This window comes from Xanthomonas sp. SS (assembly GCF_014236835.1).
Classification (GTDB): domain Bacteria; phylum Pseudomonadota; class Gammaproteobacteria; order Xanthomonadales; family Xanthomonadaceae; genus Xanthomonas_A.
In genome coordinates this window covers 4,778,779-4,798,332 of the sequence record NZ_CP051190.1, presented here as the reverse complement: position 1 = coordinate 4,798,332, position 19,554 = coordinate 4,778,779, and the positions used below count along the sequence as shown (strand labels likewise).

Sequence of the window (19,554 nt, the reverse complement as noted above, 5' to 3'; positions counted from 1 at the left end):
AAGCGCGGTGGGCGATCCGTCGCGGATGCAGGGTCAGGCATGCGGTTTGGGCTTGGCCGGGGTCTTCTTGCCCGGCGTGGCGTTGCCGTTGCCGCCGCCGCCGCGGGGGAGCGCATCGCGTTCGCCGCCAAGGCTGCAGCTGTTCATCGGGGTCACGCTGCAGCTGCAGGATTGGGTGACGCCGATGCCGCCGCCGGTGGCCTGCATGCCGAGCACGCCCAGTGGTGCGTAGTGATGCTCGATGCCGCGCGGCGGTTGCGCCGTTGCGCTGCCGTCGGCCAGGGTCGGCCAGTCGATGCCGCCGCTAGCCACGCGCGCGGGGATCAGCCAGTAGTCGCCGCTGCGATAGTCGGCATCGGCGGCGAAGCGGATCTGCACGCCGTCCTCCAGGTCGATCCATTGCGCTTGCGCGTCCTTGGCCGCGGGGATCGGCACCGCACCGTCGACCAGTGTCACGTCGCCGTAGGCCGACTGGTCCCAGCGCCGCAGTTTGGGGTGCACGGCGTCCGTGTCCCATGCCAGCGCGCCGTCCAGCAGCAGCGCGTCGCCGTCGATGGCGTCGATCAGATACAGGGCGCCCGGCCGCGCCTGCAGGTCGTCGCGCTCGTCGCTCAATTCCACCCACTGCCCGGCAGCGAAACCGCGCGTGCTGGCCAACTGCAGGTGCTCGCCCTGCGCGGACAGGCAGGCGCTGGCGACGCTGCCGTTGTCGCGCGACCATTTGAAGGTCGGTTGCGCGCCGTTGTCGCTGCCGCGGTGGATCTCGACGCGGTACAGGTTGTTCTCGACGCCGCGGTAGGCCGCATCGGGCGCGGCCAGGCACGGGTCGTCCAGCCGCTGTCCCGGGTCCACGCGTGCGGCCAACTGCGGCAACGCGTCGCGTGCCAGCGCCTCCAGCGGTGCGGAGCAGACATCGCCGCCCTCTTCCTGCAGCGCCTCGCTGGCGCGCTGCGCGCGTTCCAGCGCGCGCTCCAGGCGCTCGCGTTCGTGCGGATCCTGGGTGTGCTCCAGCCGCTGCTTGAGCCGCGCGCTGCGTGCATCCAGTCGCTTGGGCAGCGCCGCCAGGTCCAGCGCACGCACCTGCCATACCACCTGCAGGCGGCTGCAGGTATCGGGACCGCCCAGCGCCGTCTCGCGCAGGTGTGGGTATTCGATCGCGGTGACGTGGCGCTCCCACACGTCCAGGTAGAGCCAGTAGCGCTGGTCACCGCGTTCGCGCGATTGCAGCCAGTCGCTCAGCGCGTCGCCGCTGTGCTGCTCGTCGCTTGGCTGCGGCCGGTAGTACGGCTGGTTGCCGTAGTCGCAGCCCTCGTTCTCGCACAGGATGCCGTCGACGTAGTAGCGGCCGGCATCGATGCGCAGCACCGGCGCTTCGCCGCTGGCGTCGATCTGCAGTCCGAAGCCGAGATGATCGACTGGCCCGCCGTAGGCGCCGAACAGGTCGCGGGCGAGCGTGCGCAGGTAATGCAGCAGGATCGCGCCCTGTTCGTTGGGATCGGCATCCAGGGTCACGCGGCCTTGTTGCAGCAGTACCTGGCTGAAGTGATGGCGGGGGTCGAAGCTCACCCGCGAGAAGTCGCCTTTCATGGTTGCGTCCTTTTCGAGTCAATCGGCGAAGAACAGGCCGACCGAGGTCGCGGCCGGGGTGGAGTCGTGCAGGCGCGCGCGCAGGTTGGCCTCGCGCTGCGCTGCGTACAGGTGGTGGTACACGCCCAGTTCGGCGCCGTCGTCGGCGCCGCGACGCAGTTCCTCGGCGCTGTCGCGCGACAGCCGCGCATAGCCGGGATGGCCGTAGCGGCGCGCGTCGTAGTGCGGGGTCAGGCGGCGCTGCTCGCCGGCGACGCGCGCGGCTTCCTGCACCGGTGGCAGCTGCAGGTCGCGGACCGCGGCGATGGCCTGGTCGGGCTGGCAGCGATAGCGGCGTGGAGTACGGCAGTGACGCGGTACGCGGCAGAAGCGCAGGCAACCGATCTGGCGGCGGGCGACGTTGAGGCAGTCGTTGAACAGGCTGTTCTCGGCCAGGCGCAGCGCATGCACTTCGACCAGGCCGAACACGGTGCTGCGCAGCACGGTCAACTCGGCATGGGCGATGCCGCTGCCGCTGCCGCCGATCGCCTGGCGCTGCGGCGCGCAGGCGTCGACGATGCTGTCGCCGATGTGCAGCGGCAGCGGATCGCTGCCGACCTCGTCCTGCTGCACCTGGATCGCGCCAACGATGCTGCGTTCGATCCGCACCCGCGCCTTGAGCCGGTGCAGTTCCAGGCTGGGCTCGGCCGGGCGCTGCGGGGCGCAATCACACTCCAGGCTCCAGCCGGGGACAAGCGTGCAGTGGCGGATGATCACCTCGGCGGCGCAGTCCGGCACCTGAGCCGCGGCCGCGGCGTGCAGGCCGGGATCGCGCGGGGAGGTGATGTGCAGCGGACGGCCGCTGACCATCACCCCGTCCAGCACGAAACGGCTGCCGGCATCGACCTCGACGGTCAGCGCGTCCGGCAGGTCGGTCTGCCAGTCGATCAGGCGGATCACCGGACGGGTGCCGTCGGCCGCGCGCAGGCTCAGCGTCTGCTGCGGTTGCAGACGGATATGCAGCGGCTCGACCCAGACGCCGCTGTGGCACAGCTCGATCGCGGCATGCCGCGGGGCGTCCTGTTGCCAACGGCGCAACGCATCGCCGATGCGCGGCAGCGCGGTGGCTTCGCCGACGCGGTACACCACGGTGGCCTCGGCGCTAGGCGCCGGTTGCGCATCGAAGGCGACTTCCTCGGCGCTCGCGCGCAGTTGCGTCCGCGCATATTCGCCGCCGCCAAGGTCGGCCGCGAAGCCGTAGTGATAGCTGACGCGCACGCCCTTCTTCGGCAACTGCCCTGGTGGGAACATCAGCCGGCCGCGTTGCGGGTCCACCGCGACTTGGCCGCGCGCCGGCGTGTAGCGCCAGTCGCCCAGGTCGGCCACGCGCAGCACCGAGGCCGGCAGCGGCTGGCTGGGGTCGTGCCCGGCCCATTGCTCGGCCCAGATCGCCAGGCTGCCGGCGGGGCCGTACTCCTGGTCCAGCCGCGCGGCCAGTTCGCGGCGGCCCAGCGGCGTCGGCAGCGCCGGCTCGGCGGCGTCCGCCGCGGCGTGCGCACGCCGGTACAGCGGCGCGTCCTGGCCGAGCACGCTGAAGGTGAAGCAGTGCGCGCCGACCTGTTCGATGCAGCTGGCCGGCGTGCGCGTCACCGGGTAGCTGCGCATGCGCCACACGAACACCGCCACGTCGGGGATGTTGTGGCAGCCGGCGCCGCGCGCCGAGCTGGCGCGGCGCAAGTCCACGCTGTGCGCGAAACGGTCGAACGGCGTGCCGATCCGCTCCAGTGCGCCGGCGTCGCGGAGCGGCGCGGTGCCGAGCCGCTGCAGGTGGCGGTGGTCCAGGTGCTGCGCGCGGTCGAGGGTGCGGAAGCCTTCCACCGCATGCGCCGGCCAGCCGGCCACGTCGCGGGCCAGCGTCTCCAGCAGCGCCACGGTGCCCTTGCGGCGGCGGCTGCGGATCAGGTGGGCGACGTCGCGGCGCGGGATCAGCACGCGCCGCAGCGCCGGATCGTCGCGGGTGCCGGGCACGCTGGCCGAAGCGTAGCCGAGCAGCTCGGCCAGGTACGGCACGGCCCAATCGTCGGCGGTCTCGATGAACCAGTTGCGGTACAGCTGCGCGATATCGTCCTCGACCCGCTCGACCTGTTCGCCGATCACCCGCAGCAGCGCCTGCAGCGGATAGCCGAGTTCGGCGTCGCGGATGCGATGGATCGACGGCAGCAGCGCGTAGAGACGGTCGCGGCGGTCGTTGGGATCGTTGCTGGCAAGGTCCATGGCAGTGCTCACGGGATCTGGTTGAGGATCAGGGTGTCGGCCACCGCGGGCGCGAAGATGGCCAGTTGCGCCGGGCGCAAATGCCCGTGCAGATAGGCGGCGCGAGCGGCTGCGACGCGCTCGGCTGGACCGCCCGGCGCGCTGCCGGGGACACTGGTGTCGTGGTCGGCCAAACCGACGATCCGGTGCACGGTGTCGGTGATGAAGTCCTGGGTCGCCAGCGTGCGTGCGCCGGTGGCCGGGTCCTCGCTGCGTTCGGGCACACCGCCGAAATGGTCGACATCGACCCAGGCGACGCCGCGCACAGCCTGCATCGTGGCGATGACCTCGCACAGCAGCGCCGCCTGGCCCAGCGCGCGCGCCTCGAAGCCGAAGCGCTGCAGCAGCGCCGCGCGCAACGCTGCGGCGACCGGCTCCCAGCGATGGCCGTCGAGCAGGCGCACACGCGCCTGCAGCATCAGCGCGATGCGTTCGCGCGGCGATACCTGCAGGGCAAGCCCGGGATCGCCGAGCATGCGCAGCGCCTGCAGCAGATTCCGGTACAGATCCGATGCCGGATCGATCGGCATGTCGTCGACGCCGGCGATGGTGACGTGCACGCATTCGCGCGCGCCGTCGCTGAGGCGTACCGCGTCGGCCTTGGCGATGCCTGCGAACATGCGCACGAAATCGGCGTAGTCGCCGACCGAGACCAGGCGGTCGAGCGCGACCACCGAGCGCGGCGCGTTCTCGCGGATCAGCGCCAGGCTCTCGCGGTCGGCGCCGCCGGAGGCGCGCAGCGGATTGACCACCTCCTTGACCCCGAGCGGACGTGTGACCATCAGCGCGATCTGCCCGGCCTGGACGTTGCCGCCGCGGCCCAGGCCGCTGCGGTATTCGGCGCGGACGTTCTCCATGCCGCTGGGCAGGCGCGCGCCATCGCGGCCGTTGCCGAAGATCACCGTGGTGCGGTCGTCGTCGTCGTTGCGGGTGACGAAGACGCGCGCCTGCGCGCCGAGTCCGGCCAGGCTGTCGGCTTCGCGCCATTCGACGTCGTTGACCAGCACCTTCAGCGTGCTGCCGGCACCGGCGGCGGTCGGCGCCGGGCGCCAGGTCAGCGGTGCCTGGTGCAGTGCGAAGTGTTGCAGCGCGGCCCGGCCGTCGCCGCTGCCGAGCACTTCGCGGCGGCTCTCGCCGTGGCTGGCGGCGACCACGTTGCCGTGGATGCGCAGCGTGCCGCGGCGATAGCGGTAGGCGCAGGGCGTGGCCAGGCGCAAGGTGGTGTGCGGGCGGTCGCCGGGCAGCGAGCGGTCGTAGCCGTGGACGAGCCCGGCGATCATCAGCAGTTCGCTGGCGCGCACGCCGTCGACCCCGTCGATGTCGGCGCGCTCGCCTTCGAAGATCACCCAGCGTCCGGACGGCAGCGAGGCGTGCAGCGGACCCAGTTCGATCTCCTGGCCGGCGACGTCCTCGTCGATCGGCGCGTCCGCCGGCTGCAGCGCGGCCTTGGGCAGGAACAGCTGCGTCCTGCGCAGCGCGGCGATGTCGTGCCGCCCTTCCTTGCCGTATTCGATCTCGCGCCAATCCTGCGCGAACTCGATGCCGGTCGCCTCGGCGCTGAGCCCGTAAGCGCTGCGCGGGCCGACGAACACGTTGTCCACGCCGAGCAGGCGGCGCTGGAACGGCGCTTCGTGCTTGTCTTTGTCCTTGTCGCTCGGAGTCTGCGCCAGCACCGGATCGTCGTGGAGCAGGCGCGTTTCCGCACGCGCGAGGAAGCCGTTATAGCTCTCTTCGTCGGCCGCATAGGGCCATTCCGGCCATTGCGACATCGGCAGTACGTGGTCCTTCTCCGATCGCGGCTCGCGCGGCGCGCTGGCGCCGAACAGCGCCTCGCCGGGCTGCAGCACGTGCAGGCTGTGCAGGCGGCTGGCTGCGGCCGGCGGTGTGCTGCCGCGCCACGCGGCGTAGTAGCCGTCGCGCAGCGCGGGGGCGAAGTCGAGCAGCAACTGCGGTTGCAGGTCCGCGCCGCGGGCGAAGGCGTTGCCGAGCTGGCGGCGCAGCTGCAAGGCGTTGCGCGGCTGCAACTGCTGGGGCTGCAGCAGCGCGCCGACGAATCCGTCGGGCGTGGCGGTCTTGTCGTCGATGGACGCCTCGCTGTCGTCCTGCTGCTTGATCCGCTCGGCGAAGCGGTCGAGCAGGGCCGCCGCTTCGGGGTCTTCGATGCCGTTCGGGCTGGCAATCAGGTGCGGCCACTGCAGCGGCCGCACATAGCTGCCCAGGCGCAGGCTGTTGAGCAGGCGGCGGGCCTTGTCGCGGGCGATTTGGGTTCCGCTGTCGTGCTCGGCGGCGGGACCCAGCTGCGCCACCAGCTCCATCAGCAGCGGCAGTGCCGCCAGCAACGGCGCCGGCAGCGGCTGCAGCGCGATGGCGCAGCGGTCGCTGGCGAAGTCGCCGCGCACCGACTGTGCCACGCGCACCCAGGCGATGTCGTCGGTCTTGTCGCGGAAGCGGAACAGCAGCAGGTCGCCGGCCGCGACCGGCGCATCGGCGCCGCGCACGTACAGCCGGTCGAGCAAGCCCAGGGTCGCGGCGTCGATCGCCTGCGGGCGTTCGCGGCGCACCTGCAGGTCGTTCCATTCGCGCCGCGCCAGCAGCGGCTCGTCGGTTTCGAAACTCTGCGGCAGTTCGTCGGCGCCGGGGATGCTCTGCGCGCGATTGCCGGCGGCGATCTCAACCGCGTCGGCCTGGTTGTCGTCGACCCGGTAGGACAGGTGCACGCTGGCGGACACGCCCGGCCGCGGCGCATAGCCGACCAGCCGCGACAGTTCCACCAGCGAGCGTCGTTCGGTCGCGGTGCGCACATAGCCTTCGTTGGCGATGCGCTCCTGGTAGAAGGTCAGCACGTCGGCGACGCTGGCCCAGGCATCGAGCAGCGCAAGCGCCGGATCGGCCGGGTCGCGCGTGGTCAGCGCCTGCAACGGGCGCAACTGCTGCGGCGGCTGCCCAGCGACGGCGGGGACTTCGATCTCCAGCGTCGGCAGGCGCGCGCGCATCGCCGCCAGAAAGCGGCCGTGGGTGCCGGTGCGGTAGCGCAGCGCCGGCAGGCCGGGGCGGTTGTCGGCGCCTGCCACGCGCGCGTCCCCGCCGCAGCGGCAGGACGTGGCGCCGCATCCGCATCCGCAGTCATGGCTGGTCATGGGAGCGATCTCCTGGAAACGGGCAAGCGGCCGCGTCGCGGCGTGGGACAGACAGATATGGACGCGTCATCGGCCGCCTCGCAGCACGATCGACAGGCGGCCGTGTTCGGGGCGGTCCGGGTCGCCGTCGAGCCGCGCGATCTCATGCGCGGCCAGGACCAGGCGGCCGTTCTCGAGCTCATGGTTGGGCGGCAGGAACAGCCGTTGCAGCCGGGTCACGCGCACGCACTCCACGCCCGCTTCGGCCATCGCCTCGGCGACGATCGCGCTGAGCAGCAGGCCTTGGCCGAAGCTGAGCCGGTCCGGATGGAACAGGCCCAGGCGGCCGTCGCTGCCGACACCGGCGCCGAAGCGCGCCAGCAGCGCCGCCTTGACCGCGCCGCGTTCGTAGCCGGGCAGCGCGCAGACCTCCAGCGCCAGGTCGATCGCCACGTAGGTCGCCGCTTGCACGTGCAGGTCGTGGCCGATGCGGCGGACCCGCTGCAACCGCGCGCACACGTCGTCGAGCAAGGCCGGCGTGGCGCCGGTAGCGCCCAACGGGTCCAGCGCCACGTCGGCTTCGTACCAGCTGCCGGTCCACACCAGTTCGCAGGCGGCGCGCTGCACGCGCGGATCGTCCTGCGCCAGGCGGGCGTAGTCGTCGGCGGTGATCGCGCGCTGCAAGGTCTTGCGGAATGTCGATGGCGCATACAGGCGCGCGTCGTCCAGCGATTCGGGCGCGCGGCCACCGCTGGCTGGCAATGGGTTGTACACGCGCAGCGAGATCCCTTCCAACTCCTGATCGCGCAGGCGCACGCGGTTGATCGCGCCGGCGCCAACGTTGCCGGCGGGGCCGTTGCCGATGCGGTAGCGGGCGGTGAAGCGGCGCCCGACCGCGGGTGCCCGGCCCAGTTCGCCATCGCCGAAGCGCAGTCGCGCGACGCCGGCGTTGTCCAGCTCCACCACCACATGCGGATCGTCGGGACCGCTGTCCAGCAGGTCCGAGACCGGCGTCCAGGCGCTGCCGGCAGCGTCGTGCAGCGACAGCTGCGGCAGCGCGCGGCGCGGATCCTGGCGCAGTGCGGCGCTGGCCGGTTGCGCGTGCGGCGCCGGTTCGCGATGGGTGAGCGGTACGCGTGCCAGCCGCCACTCGCAGCGCTGCGCCAGCGCGGCGATCTCGCCGGGCTGGCCTTCGCACAGGCAGGCGGCCTGGGTCTGGATACCGGCGACCGTGCCCAGCACTTCGTCGAGCGCGCTGTCGCCGTGATCGACCAGCAGCACGTTGCCGTGTGCGACGGACAGGCCGCGCAGGCGCGCACAGTCCGGCGCCGGGCCCAGGCGCGACAGGCACAGCGCAAACGGCAGCGCGTCGCTGGCGTCCCAGCTCACTTCGAGCAACGGCGTGGGTTGCGGCGTCGCGCCGTCGGTAGCGGGCAGCGGCCGCAGCGCATCTTCGCTGGGCTCGACCCGGGTCAGCCGCACCGGCCAGCAGCGCGTGGGATCGGCATCGGCATCGAGCCCGGCAGCGCCGCCGCGTACTTCGCGCAGCATCAGCACGTCGCCGGGACGCAGCCGCAACGCGCGTTGTCCGTCCTGCCAGGCATCCACCAGGGTGGCGTGGGTCGCGCCGCGCGGCAGCTGGCAGCCGTCGTCGCCCCAGTCGTAGAACGCGATGCGGTTGTGCGCCGGGTACCACCGCACCTGGTCGATACCCGGGTCGAGCAGCGGCGCGAACGTTTCGCAGTCCAGCCCGGCCAGCGCCGGCAGCGCGGTCGGGCCGATCACCGACGGCACTGCGGCATCGGCGTCGATGCCGGCGACGAAACCGAGCGCGGCCGGGTCCAGGCTCAGTTCGGCACTGGTTTCCGCCACCACCCAGGCGCGCGCGTTGCAGCCTTCGTGCAGCGCGTAATCGACCAGGCGCGCATGGCGGCGCACCGAGATGCGCTGGCGGGCGGTGGCCAGGTAGGCCTCGCTGGCCACCGCATCCTGGTAGTAGCTCAGGTAATCGCCGGTGTAGGCGAGCAGTTCGGTGAGGGTGACCCCCAGATCCGGCACGTGCGCTTCGTTCCAGTCCGGCGCCACCAGCGCCAGGCGGTCCTGGATCAGGCGCCGGAAACTGGCGTAGTCCTTGGCCAGGTAGTTGAGCGCTGGCTCTGCCTCGGCCGGCGGTGTGCAATCGCGGCGCGGCGCGCAGTCCAGGTCCGACGGGCAGCCGGCCTTGAACGAGAACGTGCAGCTGGCGTAGCGCGGGTCCGCGTCGGCCACGTCGCGCAGCTGCAGTGTGTAGCGGGAATGGTCGCCGGCGCGGTCCACGCGCACGCTGAGCCAGTCGTCGCGCTCCGGATCGTCGCTGATGTGCGGATCGACATCGACGATGGCGATGTCGCGGATGCGTTCGCCGCCGTCGATACGCAGATGCGCCGGCAACGCCGGGCCATCGCTGGCGAACTCCGGCGGCAGCTTGCCGAGGAAGTAGACGAACAACGTGCACTGGTCGGCGGAGACCTCGACGAAGTCCAGGCCGACCCGGCCGGGCGCCTGGCGCACCGCGGTGCGGCGGGTGTCGTTGCAGCAGCTGATGCTCATCGTGGCGTCCTCGTCGATCACAGCGCGCGGGTGAAGCTGGCGTCCTGCTCGGTGCCGTCGCGCAGCAGGCGGTAGCCCACCTGCACGGTCACCGTGGCGTCCTGCGCGGTCACCTGCAGCGTGTGCAGGTCGATCACGTCCTGCAGCCAGCGCTGCAGCGCCGCCTGCAGGGTGAACTGCACGGTGGCTGCCAGCTCCGGGCTGTTGGCGGCGAACACCAGCTGCAGCAGGCCGCTGCCGAACTCGGGCCGGTTGACGCGCTCGCCCGGCGAGGTGAACACCAGTTGTTCGATCATGTCGCGCACGTGCCGCGGATAGTCGGCCTGCGCGCTGCGGCCGCGGCCATCGGGACGGAACGGGAAGGCGAGATCCATGGCGTTCTCCTGGAAGCGTGCGCGCTACAGCGCGCGCACGCGGGCCTGCATCGCGACGATTTGCGCCGCACCTTGGGGAATCTGTTCGGCGCTCTGGCAGATGCCCGGTGCCGGCCCGGGCGCCGGCGCCAACAATGCCGGCAGCCCCATGATCAGCAGCCGTGCGCTGGGCATGCTCCAGCGCACCGTCGCGCACGGTTGCGGCTTGCCGTTGGGCAGGGTGAACAGGCAGCCGAGCACGCCGATCGTCGGTGGCCCGGGCGGCTGCGTGGCCACCGGCTGGCCGCTGACCAGCACGCGCGCCTGGGTCGGCGCGATCTTGGCCTGGCCGGTACCGTGCTGGCAGGTCATGCCGGCGTTGACGTGGAGCAGGAATCCGGGCATTGCGCGTTCCTCCGAGGGATGGGTGCCGAGGTGTTCGCGTCGGCGTGTGCGGCGCATTCGCCGCGCGGCGTGTGCCTGCGCGGCTCAGGTGATCGTCATTGCCCCCAGGTTGAAGTTGATTGCCGGGCCGATCATCGAGATCACCGCGCCCTTGCCGTTGTTGAGATAGATGCCGCTGTCGTTGACCACGATCATCGCGCCGGTGGTGCTGCGCAGGACGATGCCGCCGGTGAGCGGGGTCGGCGGCAGATCGCTGATCACCACGGTGTTCTTCAGCAGCGTCTGGAACACGATGCTGGGGTCGAGCGGATTGCTCAGCTTGGCGTCGATCGGCGGATCGGCCGGCGTGTCGAAGCGGCAGCCCAGCCACACCGGATTGTTGACGTCGCCGTGCTCGAACATCACCCACACCCCGGCGCCGGGCGGCGGCACCATGTACACGCCCATCGGCCCGGGTGGGCCGGACAGCGGCGTGCACGGCTCGGCCCAGGTCGAGGGCACGAACGAGAGCACGTCGGCGATGGTCAGCAGCAGGCGCCCGCGGAACTCGGGGTCGTTGTTGAAGGCGACGGTGCCGCGGTAGAGGCCCGGGTAGGTTCCGGAAACGGCAGCGTCGCTCATACCGGTACCTTCGGCGTCAGGGAGATCAGGCCGTCGCGGCTGAGCTGGAAATTCTGCTTGAACTCGCCGCGCTTGATGCTGTGGGTGACCGTATCCACGTAGTACAGGCCGTCGTAGGCGCGCCCGCTGCCGCGCACCCCGACCAGCATCTTCGAGCGCAGCACGTGGCCGTAGCGCATCACGTCGAGCGAGCCGGTCGCGGTGATCGCGTTGGCCGAGCCCCTGAGCAGGCGGCCGAGGATACGCTTCAGCGTATGTGGCACCGAGGCGCCGCCTTCTTCGCTGGAGAATGTCAATTTCAGTGGAGGTGTTGGCCGCGCGCCGAGTGGCGGCTGGAAAATGCTGATCGAAGGAATCGGCAGAGGGATCGGTACCTTGCCGCTGATCGGGTCATGGATCGTCACCACCATTGTCTCCTTGGCCAGCCCGTCCAGGGTGAAACTCAATGACTCCACATTGGTGTGCGCATCCATGTTGATGTTCAGCGCCGGCTGCGGCACCGGAATGCGCAGGTTAGGCCCCAGGTAGGCGATGCTCTGGCCAGGCAGCGGACCGGGTTCGACGTAGAACACGAAACCATTGCTGCTGGCCAATTTTTTCAGATGCGCCAGATCGGTGCCGGTCTGCGAGGCGCTCTTGTTGGTCATGATCGGCTGTTCCGGAATGAATGCCGGAATCACCAAGGGCGCCACTCCGAACGCGAGGTACTTTGCAAGTACCGCATACGCCTGCACGGTGTCGCTCATGTTGGGGAAGGGACACTTGATCTGGATCAGGTCCATCAACGCACTGAGGTCCTCGCCGGTGACGGTGAGCATGGATTGGCCTGGCTCGCTGCTCGGGCTCAATTCGTGGCGGGTGATCACGCCATCCATCAGCACATGCGGCATGCCGCCCAGGGTGACCCCGACGATCACCCGCGTGGTGATCGGATCGAAATAGCCGGCCGGCAGCAGGTTGTGCAGCAGCGTGGAGGTCTTGCTCACCGCGAAGCTCAGCTGGAACCCGCTTTTGTCCTTGCCGCTGGTGATCTTGACGCTCTGCAGCGCATCCACCACCGCGCGCGGCGCCGGCGCCGGCACCGCCGGCCCGATCATCAGCGTCAGTTGGATGCCCTTGAGCATGCTCATTCGCGTGCCGGCCCGGGCATGCCCTGCGGCAGCGCAATCCGTACCACCTTGCCGATCGCATCGACCAGCTCGCGCGGATGCATCGCGCCATTGGCATCGCACAACCGCCAGAACGCTTCGGCATCGCCCAGCTCGGCGGCGGCGATGTGATCCGGACGCTCGCCTTCGACCACGCGATGCTCGTGCAGCAGGCTGAAGCTCTCCACCTGGGGCAGGAAGCGGCGTCGCAGGTACGGCACCACAGTGTCGTCGTCGCGGCGCAGTGCGGCCATCTCGATCGCGTAGTAGCGGCTGCTCGGTGGGAAATCGTAATTGGCCATCGCAAGTCGTCCTCTAGAGTCCGGAGATGCCGAGCATCTGCAGATTGCCGGCGGCGGCGCGCCCAGCCAGCCGCTCCTTGGCCTGCAGATAGCTCATGAACAGCCCGCCGCCGCGGCTGTCGAAGCCAAGATCGTCGACGCTGAGCACGCGCAGGCTCAGGCTCAACTTGGCGCGGATCGGATTGAGCGCCACGTCGAACGCCTCCTCGGTGATGCTCAGTTCGGTGATGCGCACCGGCACGATCCGGTTCGGCCCGAACACGAACACCGACAGCGGCGCCAGTGCCGGCGCGATGTCCAGCGCGCCGCTGGCGGCGATCGCGTTGGCGCCGATCAGGTCGGCACTGCGCGGATGCACCAGCGCTTCGAGCGCAGCCAGTTGCGGATGCAGGCCGAGCGTGGTGGCCGGTGCGCTCGCCGTCTCCAGCGCATCGGTGGCATCGATCTCGGCCTCGAGCTTGATCGTCTCCACCGGCGGACCTTTCAGCCGCAAGGCCTCGCTGCGGTCGCCGCTGTCGGCGCCGGCACCTTTTATCTGCAAGCTGCGGGTCAGGCTGTCGGGGTTGTACTGCAGACCGATGATGCGCAGCACCGCGCCGCTGCCCGGGTCCAGCAGCACCAGGCCGCCGCGCAGCAGTTTCGGTGATCGTGAGAATCCGCTCATGGCTGCATGCGTCCCGGGCTATTTCTTGCGGAACCAGTCGAGGTTGAAAACTGGGAGGATCGGGGTCTTCTTTTCGTCGGGATACGCGTTCTTCCATTCGAGTTGCATGCGGTCCATCGCATTGGGGTTGTCGCGCGCATTGACCTGGTCCAACTGCATGCCCAGGCCTAGATTGATCAGCCACTCCTGGGTCACAGGACCGAACTTGAAGCGCTTGTCCATGCCCATCGCATCCAGCATCGCGGCGCTGCGCTTGGCTTCCTCCGTGATCGTGTCGCCATCGCGCTGGGTGAGGGTCAGCCCGCGAATGTCGAATGGCTTGCGCATGGCCAGCCAGTCGATCGAATTCGTGCCGGCAGCGTCTGCAGCCGGTCGAGTGAAAGGGGAGGGCAGGCGATAGGACGGGAGCGGTTGCGGACCTTCGGCCTTCTGCTCGGGCGGCAACAACGATCGCATCGCCCGCCAGTCGTACATCGGTGCCGTGGTGTCGGTACCGGTGCCGGTGCCGGTAGCCGCAGGAAGCATGGGCGACAGCTGCAAGGGCGGGGTCAGTTGTAGCGGCGGCATGCGAAACGATGCGGCGGCGTCGCTGCTGCCTGCGCCAGCGGCTGTCGCCGGTGGCGACAGCGGCCGCAGTTGCAGCGGTGGTATCAGGTGCAACGGTGGCATCTTGAACGCGGTGGCGGAGGGTGAGGTCTCCGCTGGTTTGCGTTCGTCGTCCGGATCGCAGTGCAGTGCGCCGGATTCGGCGCCCCCGAGTGATCGCGGTGCCACACTGCCCCCCGCGGAGATCGCTTGCACGGCGGAACGCGCGCGGCTTTCACTGCGATCGGATGCTCCTCCCTGACGCTGTTGCACCACGTGCGCCAGTTCATGCGCAAGCAGGTTGCGTCCGCGCGGGGAGTCCGGCTGGTAGCGGCCTGCGGAGAACGCGATGTCCTCGTCGCTGGTGACCGCCTTGGCGCCGAGCGAGTGCGCCAAGTCGTTCGCCTGTGTGCCGGTATGGACGCGCACCGAGGCGAAGTCTGCGCCAAATGCCTGTTCCATCGTTCCGCGTACCCGCTGGGGCAGCGCCTGTGCGCCAGCGGGCGACAACTCCTGTGGACGTACTGGAGGTACACGCCCTGCCGCGCTCGCCGCATTGATGCCGGTTCTGGGATTGCGGGTCATGGTCTGATCTCTGAAGCGAAGAAGTGGCCGGGGTTTCGGCCAGGGTGATCGGCAGGAGGGCTCATGATGCCGACCCTTCGCCAGCGGTGATCTCGATTTCGCCGCTTCGCAACGCAAAGCGAAATGGCGAACCGCCGAACACCAGTTGCAGACGATACGTGCCGGCGCCCCAGGCAGGATCGAACGTCGCCTCACCATCTCCTGCATCGGTTATCGGATCGGCCAGGACCACTACTCGCTCGCCGCTGTATTGCCGGCCAGGCGCCATCGCCGGCATGAATTCCCAAAGTGGCTCCTGGTCCTGACCCTTGAAAACCTGCAATCTGCATCGGAAGCGCGGATCGTCGACGTGGCGCAACGTCACCTCGTGCGGTGCTCCGTCCGTTGCGCGCAATGCCCAGAACCACTCGAATGCATGGCCGAGCTGGATGCGGACGCCGCCCGCGTGCAACCCGAGCTGAAGTCCGCCCTTATCAGGGCCCCAGCGATAGTCCATGCCATTGGTCGGGTTGGCGTTCATTTCACTCCCTTGAGGCCGTCGATCGCGCTTTTCGCCTCGATCAGGTCGCCGATCGACGCCTTTCCTACTTCCGCCTTGGCCATCACCGCTAGGACCTTGTCGAGGTCGCCTCGCACCAGCGCTTTCTCGAGGGCCGTCAGTTCGATTTCGCCATGCGCCTTCTCCCATTCGTCGGCTTCGAATACCAATGTATAGATTTCGATCGCGGCATCTACAATGAAGGACTTCTTCACCTCGTCCTGCGCCGTGCCGTCGGCCAACATCTGGTACACCGTGAGCGATGGCCAGATCTGTTCCTTTTCCATCCAGTGCATCGACGCTGGCTTTTGCTGCTTGTCCAGGATCCACGCATCAAGCGCTTCTTTCCGCATTCGAAGAAGCGTGCCGACCCATGCGCGGGATTCGGCGAAAGTACGATCGAGGAATGGCACCAGATCCGATTCGCCTCGCAGTTGTCCGGCCTTGCCCTTCAGCAGTTCCGAACCCAACATCCGGCCCTGATTCTCGGCAATGAGGTCGTTGAGCGAGTCCTGTCCGAACACGTCCCAACCCTCCAGGTGCCAGGTCTCGTAGGCCAGGAACAGCTCGCGCAGGGCCTCCGGCTTCTGCGCCGCGTATTTGACCCCCGTTGCCCAGTGCATCAGTTGGGAAATGTTCTTGCCGCCACCACGGACGTCGGCGTTGATGTCGGTGATGTCGGGGTTGACCTTGCCTATCAAGGCCGGAATGTCGATGTAGGGAAGTTTTGCGGTGTTCTCGTCGCGAAGTATGTCGGTTGCGGCGCCCAGCTCGTCCGGCAGGCCTTGCAGGTTCTTGAGCAAGGGCATGCCCTTCATCTGCTTGAGTTGCGCCGGCAGTTTCTGCTGATTGAGCCATGTGATGGCCATCAGTTCCCACTGATTGCGGACTTGGCGCCATTTGCCGCCGGGCGCCCGAACCTTGGCGCCGCCCAATCCGTCCTCTTGCCCTTCCATTTGCCGCCCGATGCCCTGGTCGACGACCTGCTGTCCGGACTTGGCGCTCGGATCCTTGAAATAGTCCGCTAGATATCTGGATTTGAGTACTTTGACGAAATCGCTGTTGGGATCAATCGATGGCGGTGTCTTGGAGCGCTTGGCTGCTTCGCTCTTGATGTAGGCGAGAATGGACTGGGCCGCAGCTGTAGCCTTGCTTTCCTCGCGGTGGATCGGTTGCTCGCCTGTCAGCCATAGCGCGTAATCGCGTTCGGAACCGCTCATCTCGTCGACGATGTCGTCGCGAAGTTCGCGATGGACCACCTGTTTGTAGATGACTTTGAGGACGGTGATCTTCTCGAGCATCCTGCCAAATGGAGTGAGGACCGCGAATACCGCCTCTTCGTCGGTCCCTATGCCTTCGAATGCAGCGTTCAGGCGCTGAACGGCGGCAATCCATTCCTTATCGCTACTCGGTAGCCCGGTGATGGCTTGTTCGCTGCCGGAATTGCCGGCATTCAATAGCTGCAACGCGTACTCGAGCTCGCTGCCGCTGAACTCGTCGCGAATATCGTCGATGAGATCGGCCTTGTAGGTGGATTTGTAGCGGCTGGCGAGTGTCTCGATCGCTTTCGGATCGCGATGCAGTCGGTTGAGCGCGTAGTACACCGCTTCCTCGTCGGTGCCCAGGCCTGCCATTGCGTCGTGAAGCTCCTTGGCGATGGCGTCGTAGTCCAGGCCGTCGGTGAAGGATGGCTTGGCTACGGTCTTGTCCTTAGCAGGATCATCGGCCCCTTCTTGCTTCTTCTCCTCCGCGTCTGCCTCTGGAAGTTCCTTGCGATACAGGCCAACTGAAGCCTGGTTGATTCCCAGTCGGCCGCGATTGTGCGGGGGCGCGGCTCCTTGCTGCAGGACATGTGTCAACTCGTGTGCCAGCAGGTGATGGCCGGCATCGAATGCGGGGGTATAGCGGCCGGCCCCGAAGACGATATGGTTTCCGACCGTGTAGGCCTGCGCTTTCAGAGCATGCGCAGACGCCGCCGCATGCGCATCGGCGTGGATACGCACGTGGCTGAAGTCGCTGCCGAAACGCGATTCCAGGCGTTCGCGGGTGCCTGCGAGCAGCGGCTGTCCCGAGGAAGCCAATACCGACCTGGCAACGGCAGGCACGCTCTGCGGAACCTGAGCCTGCATCGACGAGGTCGCTGGCGCGATGCTGGGTTCGAAGCGGTCGCCGTTGCCGCGGACGATGCGATCGGCGACGCGATCCGCCTCGGCTTCGCGCGCGGGGCTGCCCGGGTCGATGGATCTGGCTGCGTTCGTCGGCTTCTGTGGCAGGGCGCGCGCGTTCATCGGTGACCCTGGCCATCGGCGGCATGACTACCGCCGTGCCGTCGCAGCGCGTCGAACAGGCTGCGCGCAATGCCGATGCCTAGAGCACTTCCCCCGCTGAGGGCGTTGGTCGGTAGAGGGGGCGCATCGAGACGTCGCGATGTTCCAGCGCCGAGCATCAGCGGATACGCATCGAGCAATCTGGCAAGTTCCTGCTGCAACGAATCCTGCAGTGCCAGGCGTTGCTGCGGCGCAAGTTCGAGCCCATCGATGCATAAGTGTTCGATCGATAGCCGCGACGATTCTGCGGCCGTCGTAGGGGCAGGTGTCGCTGCGACATCCGATGCTGCGCGCGCATTGGAGCGATCCGCTGGCGTGAATGCGCTCATCTGAACTCCACCTCGTTCACCGGCTTGTCCAATTTGCGCAGCTCGGCGCGTACCGACTGCAGCAATCGCGGCATGTCCACCGTCGCGTCGTCACTGGCGGCGGCGAACGCGGCATTCAACGCGACGCTGTGGATGTTGCCGCCGGACAGGCCGAAGCGGGCCAGGCGGTCGTAGTCCAGCGCCTCGCGCGGCACGCCCGGGGCGAACGCGCCGCGCCACATGCGCGCGCGTTCGGCCGGGCCGGGGAACGGGAAATTGACCACGAAGCGCAGCCGGCGCATGAACGCGGTGTCCAGCGCGGCCTTCATGTTGGTGGCTAGGATCGCCAGCCCGGAGAACGCCTCCATCCGTTGCAGCAGGTAGTTGATCTCGATGTTGGCGTAGCGGTCGTGGCTGTCCTTGACCTCGCTGCGCTTGCCGAACAACGCGTCGGCCTCGTCGAAGAACAGGATCGCGCCGCCCTGCTCGGCGGCGTCGAACAGGCGGCGCAGGTTCTTCTCGGTCTCGCCGATGTATTTGCTGACCACCGACGACAGGTCGATGCGGAACAGGTGCAGGCGCAGTTCGTTGGCGATCACCTCGGCGGCCATGGTCTTGCCGGTGCCGCTCTCGCCGGCGAACAGCGCGCTGATGCCCATGCCGCGGTTCATCCGTTCGGCGTAGCCCCATTGCTGGTAGACGCGATGGCGGCCGTGTACCTGCGCGGCGATCTGGCGCAGCAACGCGGTGGCCTCCTCGCCGAGCACCAGGTCCTCCCAGCGCGCCTTCGGTTGCAGGCGTTGCGCCAGGGTGTCCAGTTGCGCCAGCGACAGGTCGCGGCAGATGTCCCAGGGATCCGCGTTGCGCGTGCGCGCTTGCGCGGCGGCGGCGGCGATCTGTTCGAGATTGAGCTTGAAGTGACCGGACATGGTTGCCGCAGCGCGCGCTCGCGCGGCCTGCGCATCGTCTCCGGCGGTCGCATCGGGGGTGCTTTCGGCGGCGGTGGCATCCGGCTCGGCCATCAGCGCATCGCGCCACGCCGCATGTTGCTCGGCGGCGGTCGGCGTGGCGATCTCGATCGAACATGCGCTGCCATCGCCGCGCAGCGGCGTATCGCGCAGGCCGACGAAGAGCAGGCCTGGCGGCCGCAGCGCGAGGTGCTGCACGGCGGCGACAGCGTCGCCGCTTGCGGCATCGGTCTGGTCGGCTTCCACGTACAGCGCGATCGGCAGCAGCAGGCTCTCGCGCAGCCACAGGCGGGCGAATATCTCCAGTTCGGCGCGCGTGGTCGGCAGCGATTCGGCCGGGACGGTATACAGATGCCGGCCCAACGCGGCGGCGGCCTGTGCCGCCACCGCGACGCGGCTGCCGCGATCGGCGCCGAGCAGTTGCACTGCGGGCGTGCTGCCTGCCGGCGCGGCCTGCACCCTGCCGAGCAGCTCCTGCACCTGTCGATGCTGGCTTGGCGCCAGCGGCGGCAACTGCGGCAGTGGCGTCGCCAGCGCGGCCAGGCGCTCGTCCAGCTGGTTCAGACCCTTGATCGCGTTGACGATGCGTTCGTCGGCGCGCAGCGCCGACGCGGTCAGCGCGGTGGCGCCGGGTTGGTTGATCTCGAGCAAGCGCAAGTGGCGCAGCGGACGCTGCGCAGAAAGCGCATCCCAGCTCGGTTGCTCGAACAGCTGCAAGGCCAGGCCGAAGCTGGGATACGCCACGCCATGCACGGCCTGCAGCAAACCGGGCAGCGCCGGGTCCAGCTCCATCGCCGCGCACAGCAGCAACACGTCGCGTTCGAACGGATTCAGGCCCAGCCGCTCGGCCAGCAGTAGCAAGGCCGGCGGCGGCTCGGTCTGCGCCGCCTGCGCGCGTGCGTCGGTGGCGCTGCCGAGCGAGGCCTGCGGCGCCGGCAACGCGATCGGCGCCGCCTCCACGCGCGGCGCATCGCCCTGCGCGGCGCGCGCGAACCAGCCGCGCGACACCGGCGCGACCGCCTGCGTCGTGCCGGGCGCCGCGGCGGCCGCCGGCAGCATCGTCTGCAACAGCAACCGCAGCCAGTGCAAGGACGCCGCCAGGTAGCGGTTGTTGTCCTCGGTCCAGCGGTCCAACTCGGAGGCGACACTTTCGCGCATGCGCTGTC

15 protein-coding genes are annotated in these 19,554 nt (G+C 68.9%); all 15 read right to left on the bottom strand.

What is annotated here, in order from left to right; genetic code table 11:
• Window positions 1-33: 33 nt before the first annotated feature.
• Window positions 34-1,587, bottom strand: a complete 1,554-nt coding sequence (locus HEP74_RS20330) for a DUF6519 domain-containing protein (RefSeq protein WP_185814399.1) — start codon at window positions 1,585-1,587, stop codon at window positions 34-36.
• 18 nt (window positions 1,588-1,605) lie between these two features.
• Window positions 1,606-3,852, bottom strand: coding sequence for a hypothetical protein (locus HEP74_RS20325; RefSeq protein ID WP_255427814.1), 2,247 nt, complete (start codon window positions 3,850-3,852; stop codon window positions 1,606-1,608).
• Entirely contained in the window at window positions 3,849-6,950 is a 3,102-nt protein-coding gene (locus tag HEP74_RS20320; RefSeq protein ID WP_185814398.1) for a putative baseplate assembly protein, read from the bottom strand. Before HEP74_RS20320 ends, HEP74_RS20325 begins: the two co-directional genes overlap by 4 nt.
• A gap of 132 nt (window positions 6,951-7,082) precedes the next feature.
• Entirely contained in the window at window positions 7,083-9,584 is a 2,502-nt protein-coding gene (locus tag HEP74_RS20315) for a putative baseplate assembly protein (protein WP_185814397.1), read from the bottom strand.
• Between the two features lie 17 nt (window positions 9,585-9,601).
• On the bottom strand, window positions 9,602-9,958 hold the full coding sequence (locus HEP74_RS20310) for a GPW/gp25 family protein (RefSeq protein WP_185814396.1): 357 nt from the start codon (window positions 9,956-9,958) through the stop codon (window positions 9,602-9,604).
• 24 nt (window positions 9,959-9,982) lie between these two features.
• Window positions 9,983-10,342: a hypothetical protein gene (locus HEP74_RS20305; RefSeq protein ID WP_185814395.1), complete on the bottom strand. Its 360-nt coding sequence runs from the start codon at window positions 10,340-10,342 to the stop codon at window positions 9,983-9,985.
• Between the two features lie 84 nt (window positions 10,343-10,426).
• Window positions 10,427-10,963 (bottom strand): phage baseplate assembly protein V, encoded by a 537-nt coding sequence (locus HEP74_RS20300; protein WP_185814394.1) that lies wholly within the window; start codon window positions 10,961-10,963, stop codon window positions 10,427-10,429.
• Window positions 10,960-12,093, bottom strand: coding sequence for a hypothetical protein (locus HEP74_RS20295; protein WP_221893142.1), 1,134 nt, complete (start codon window positions 12,091-12,093; stop codon window positions 10,960-10,962). The genes HEP74_RS20300 and HEP74_RS20295 overlap by 4 nt, the downstream gene beginning before the upstream one ends.
• Window positions 12,090-12,413, bottom strand: coding sequence for a LysM domain-containing protein (locus HEP74_RS20290; RefSeq protein ID WP_185814393.1), 324 nt, complete (start codon window positions 12,411-12,413; stop codon window positions 12,090-12,092). The genes HEP74_RS20295 and HEP74_RS20290 overlap by 4 nt, the downstream gene beginning before the upstream one ends.
• 13 nt (window positions 12,414-12,426) lie before the next feature.
• The gene (locus HEP74_RS20285; protein ID WP_185814392.1) at window positions 12,427-13,077 is read right to left on the bottom strand and encodes a hypothetical protein; all 651 of its coding nucleotides are present in this window, start codon (window positions 13,075-13,077) and stop codon (window positions 12,427-12,429) included.
• Window positions 13,078-13,095: 18 nt separating this feature from the next.
• Window positions 13,096-14,247: an eCIS core domain-containing protein gene (locus HEP74_RS20280; RefSeq protein ID WP_185814391.1), complete on the bottom strand. Its 1,152-nt coding sequence runs from the start codon at window positions 14,245-14,247 to the stop codon at window positions 13,096-13,098.
• Between the two features lie 61 nt (window positions 14,248-14,308).
• A complete protein-coding gene (locus tag HEP74_RS20275) occupies window positions 14,309-14,767 on the bottom strand; it encodes a hypothetical protein (protein ID WP_185814390.1) in 459 nt (152 codons plus the stop codon).
• Window positions 14,764-17,073, bottom strand: a complete 2,310-nt coding sequence (locus tag HEP74_RS20270) for an eCIS core domain-containing protein (RefSeq protein WP_185814389.1) — start codon at window positions 17,071-17,073, stop codon at window positions 14,764-14,766. The genes HEP74_RS20275 and HEP74_RS20270 overlap by 4 nt, the downstream gene beginning before the upstream one ends.
• Window positions 17,070-17,441: a hypothetical protein gene (locus tag HEP74_RS20265; RefSeq protein ID WP_185814388.1), complete on the bottom strand. Its 372-nt coding sequence runs from the start codon at window positions 17,439-17,441 to the stop codon at window positions 17,070-17,072. The genes HEP74_RS20270 and HEP74_RS20265 overlap by 4 nt, the downstream gene beginning before the upstream one ends.
• Window positions 17,438-19,546, bottom strand: a complete 2,109-nt coding sequence (locus HEP74_RS20260; RefSeq protein ID WP_185814387.1) for an ATP-binding protein — start codon at window positions 19,544-19,546, stop codon at window positions 17,438-17,440. The genes HEP74_RS20265 and HEP74_RS20260 overlap by 4 nt, the downstream gene beginning before the upstream one ends.
• Window positions 19,547-19,554 lie beyond the last annotated feature (8 nt).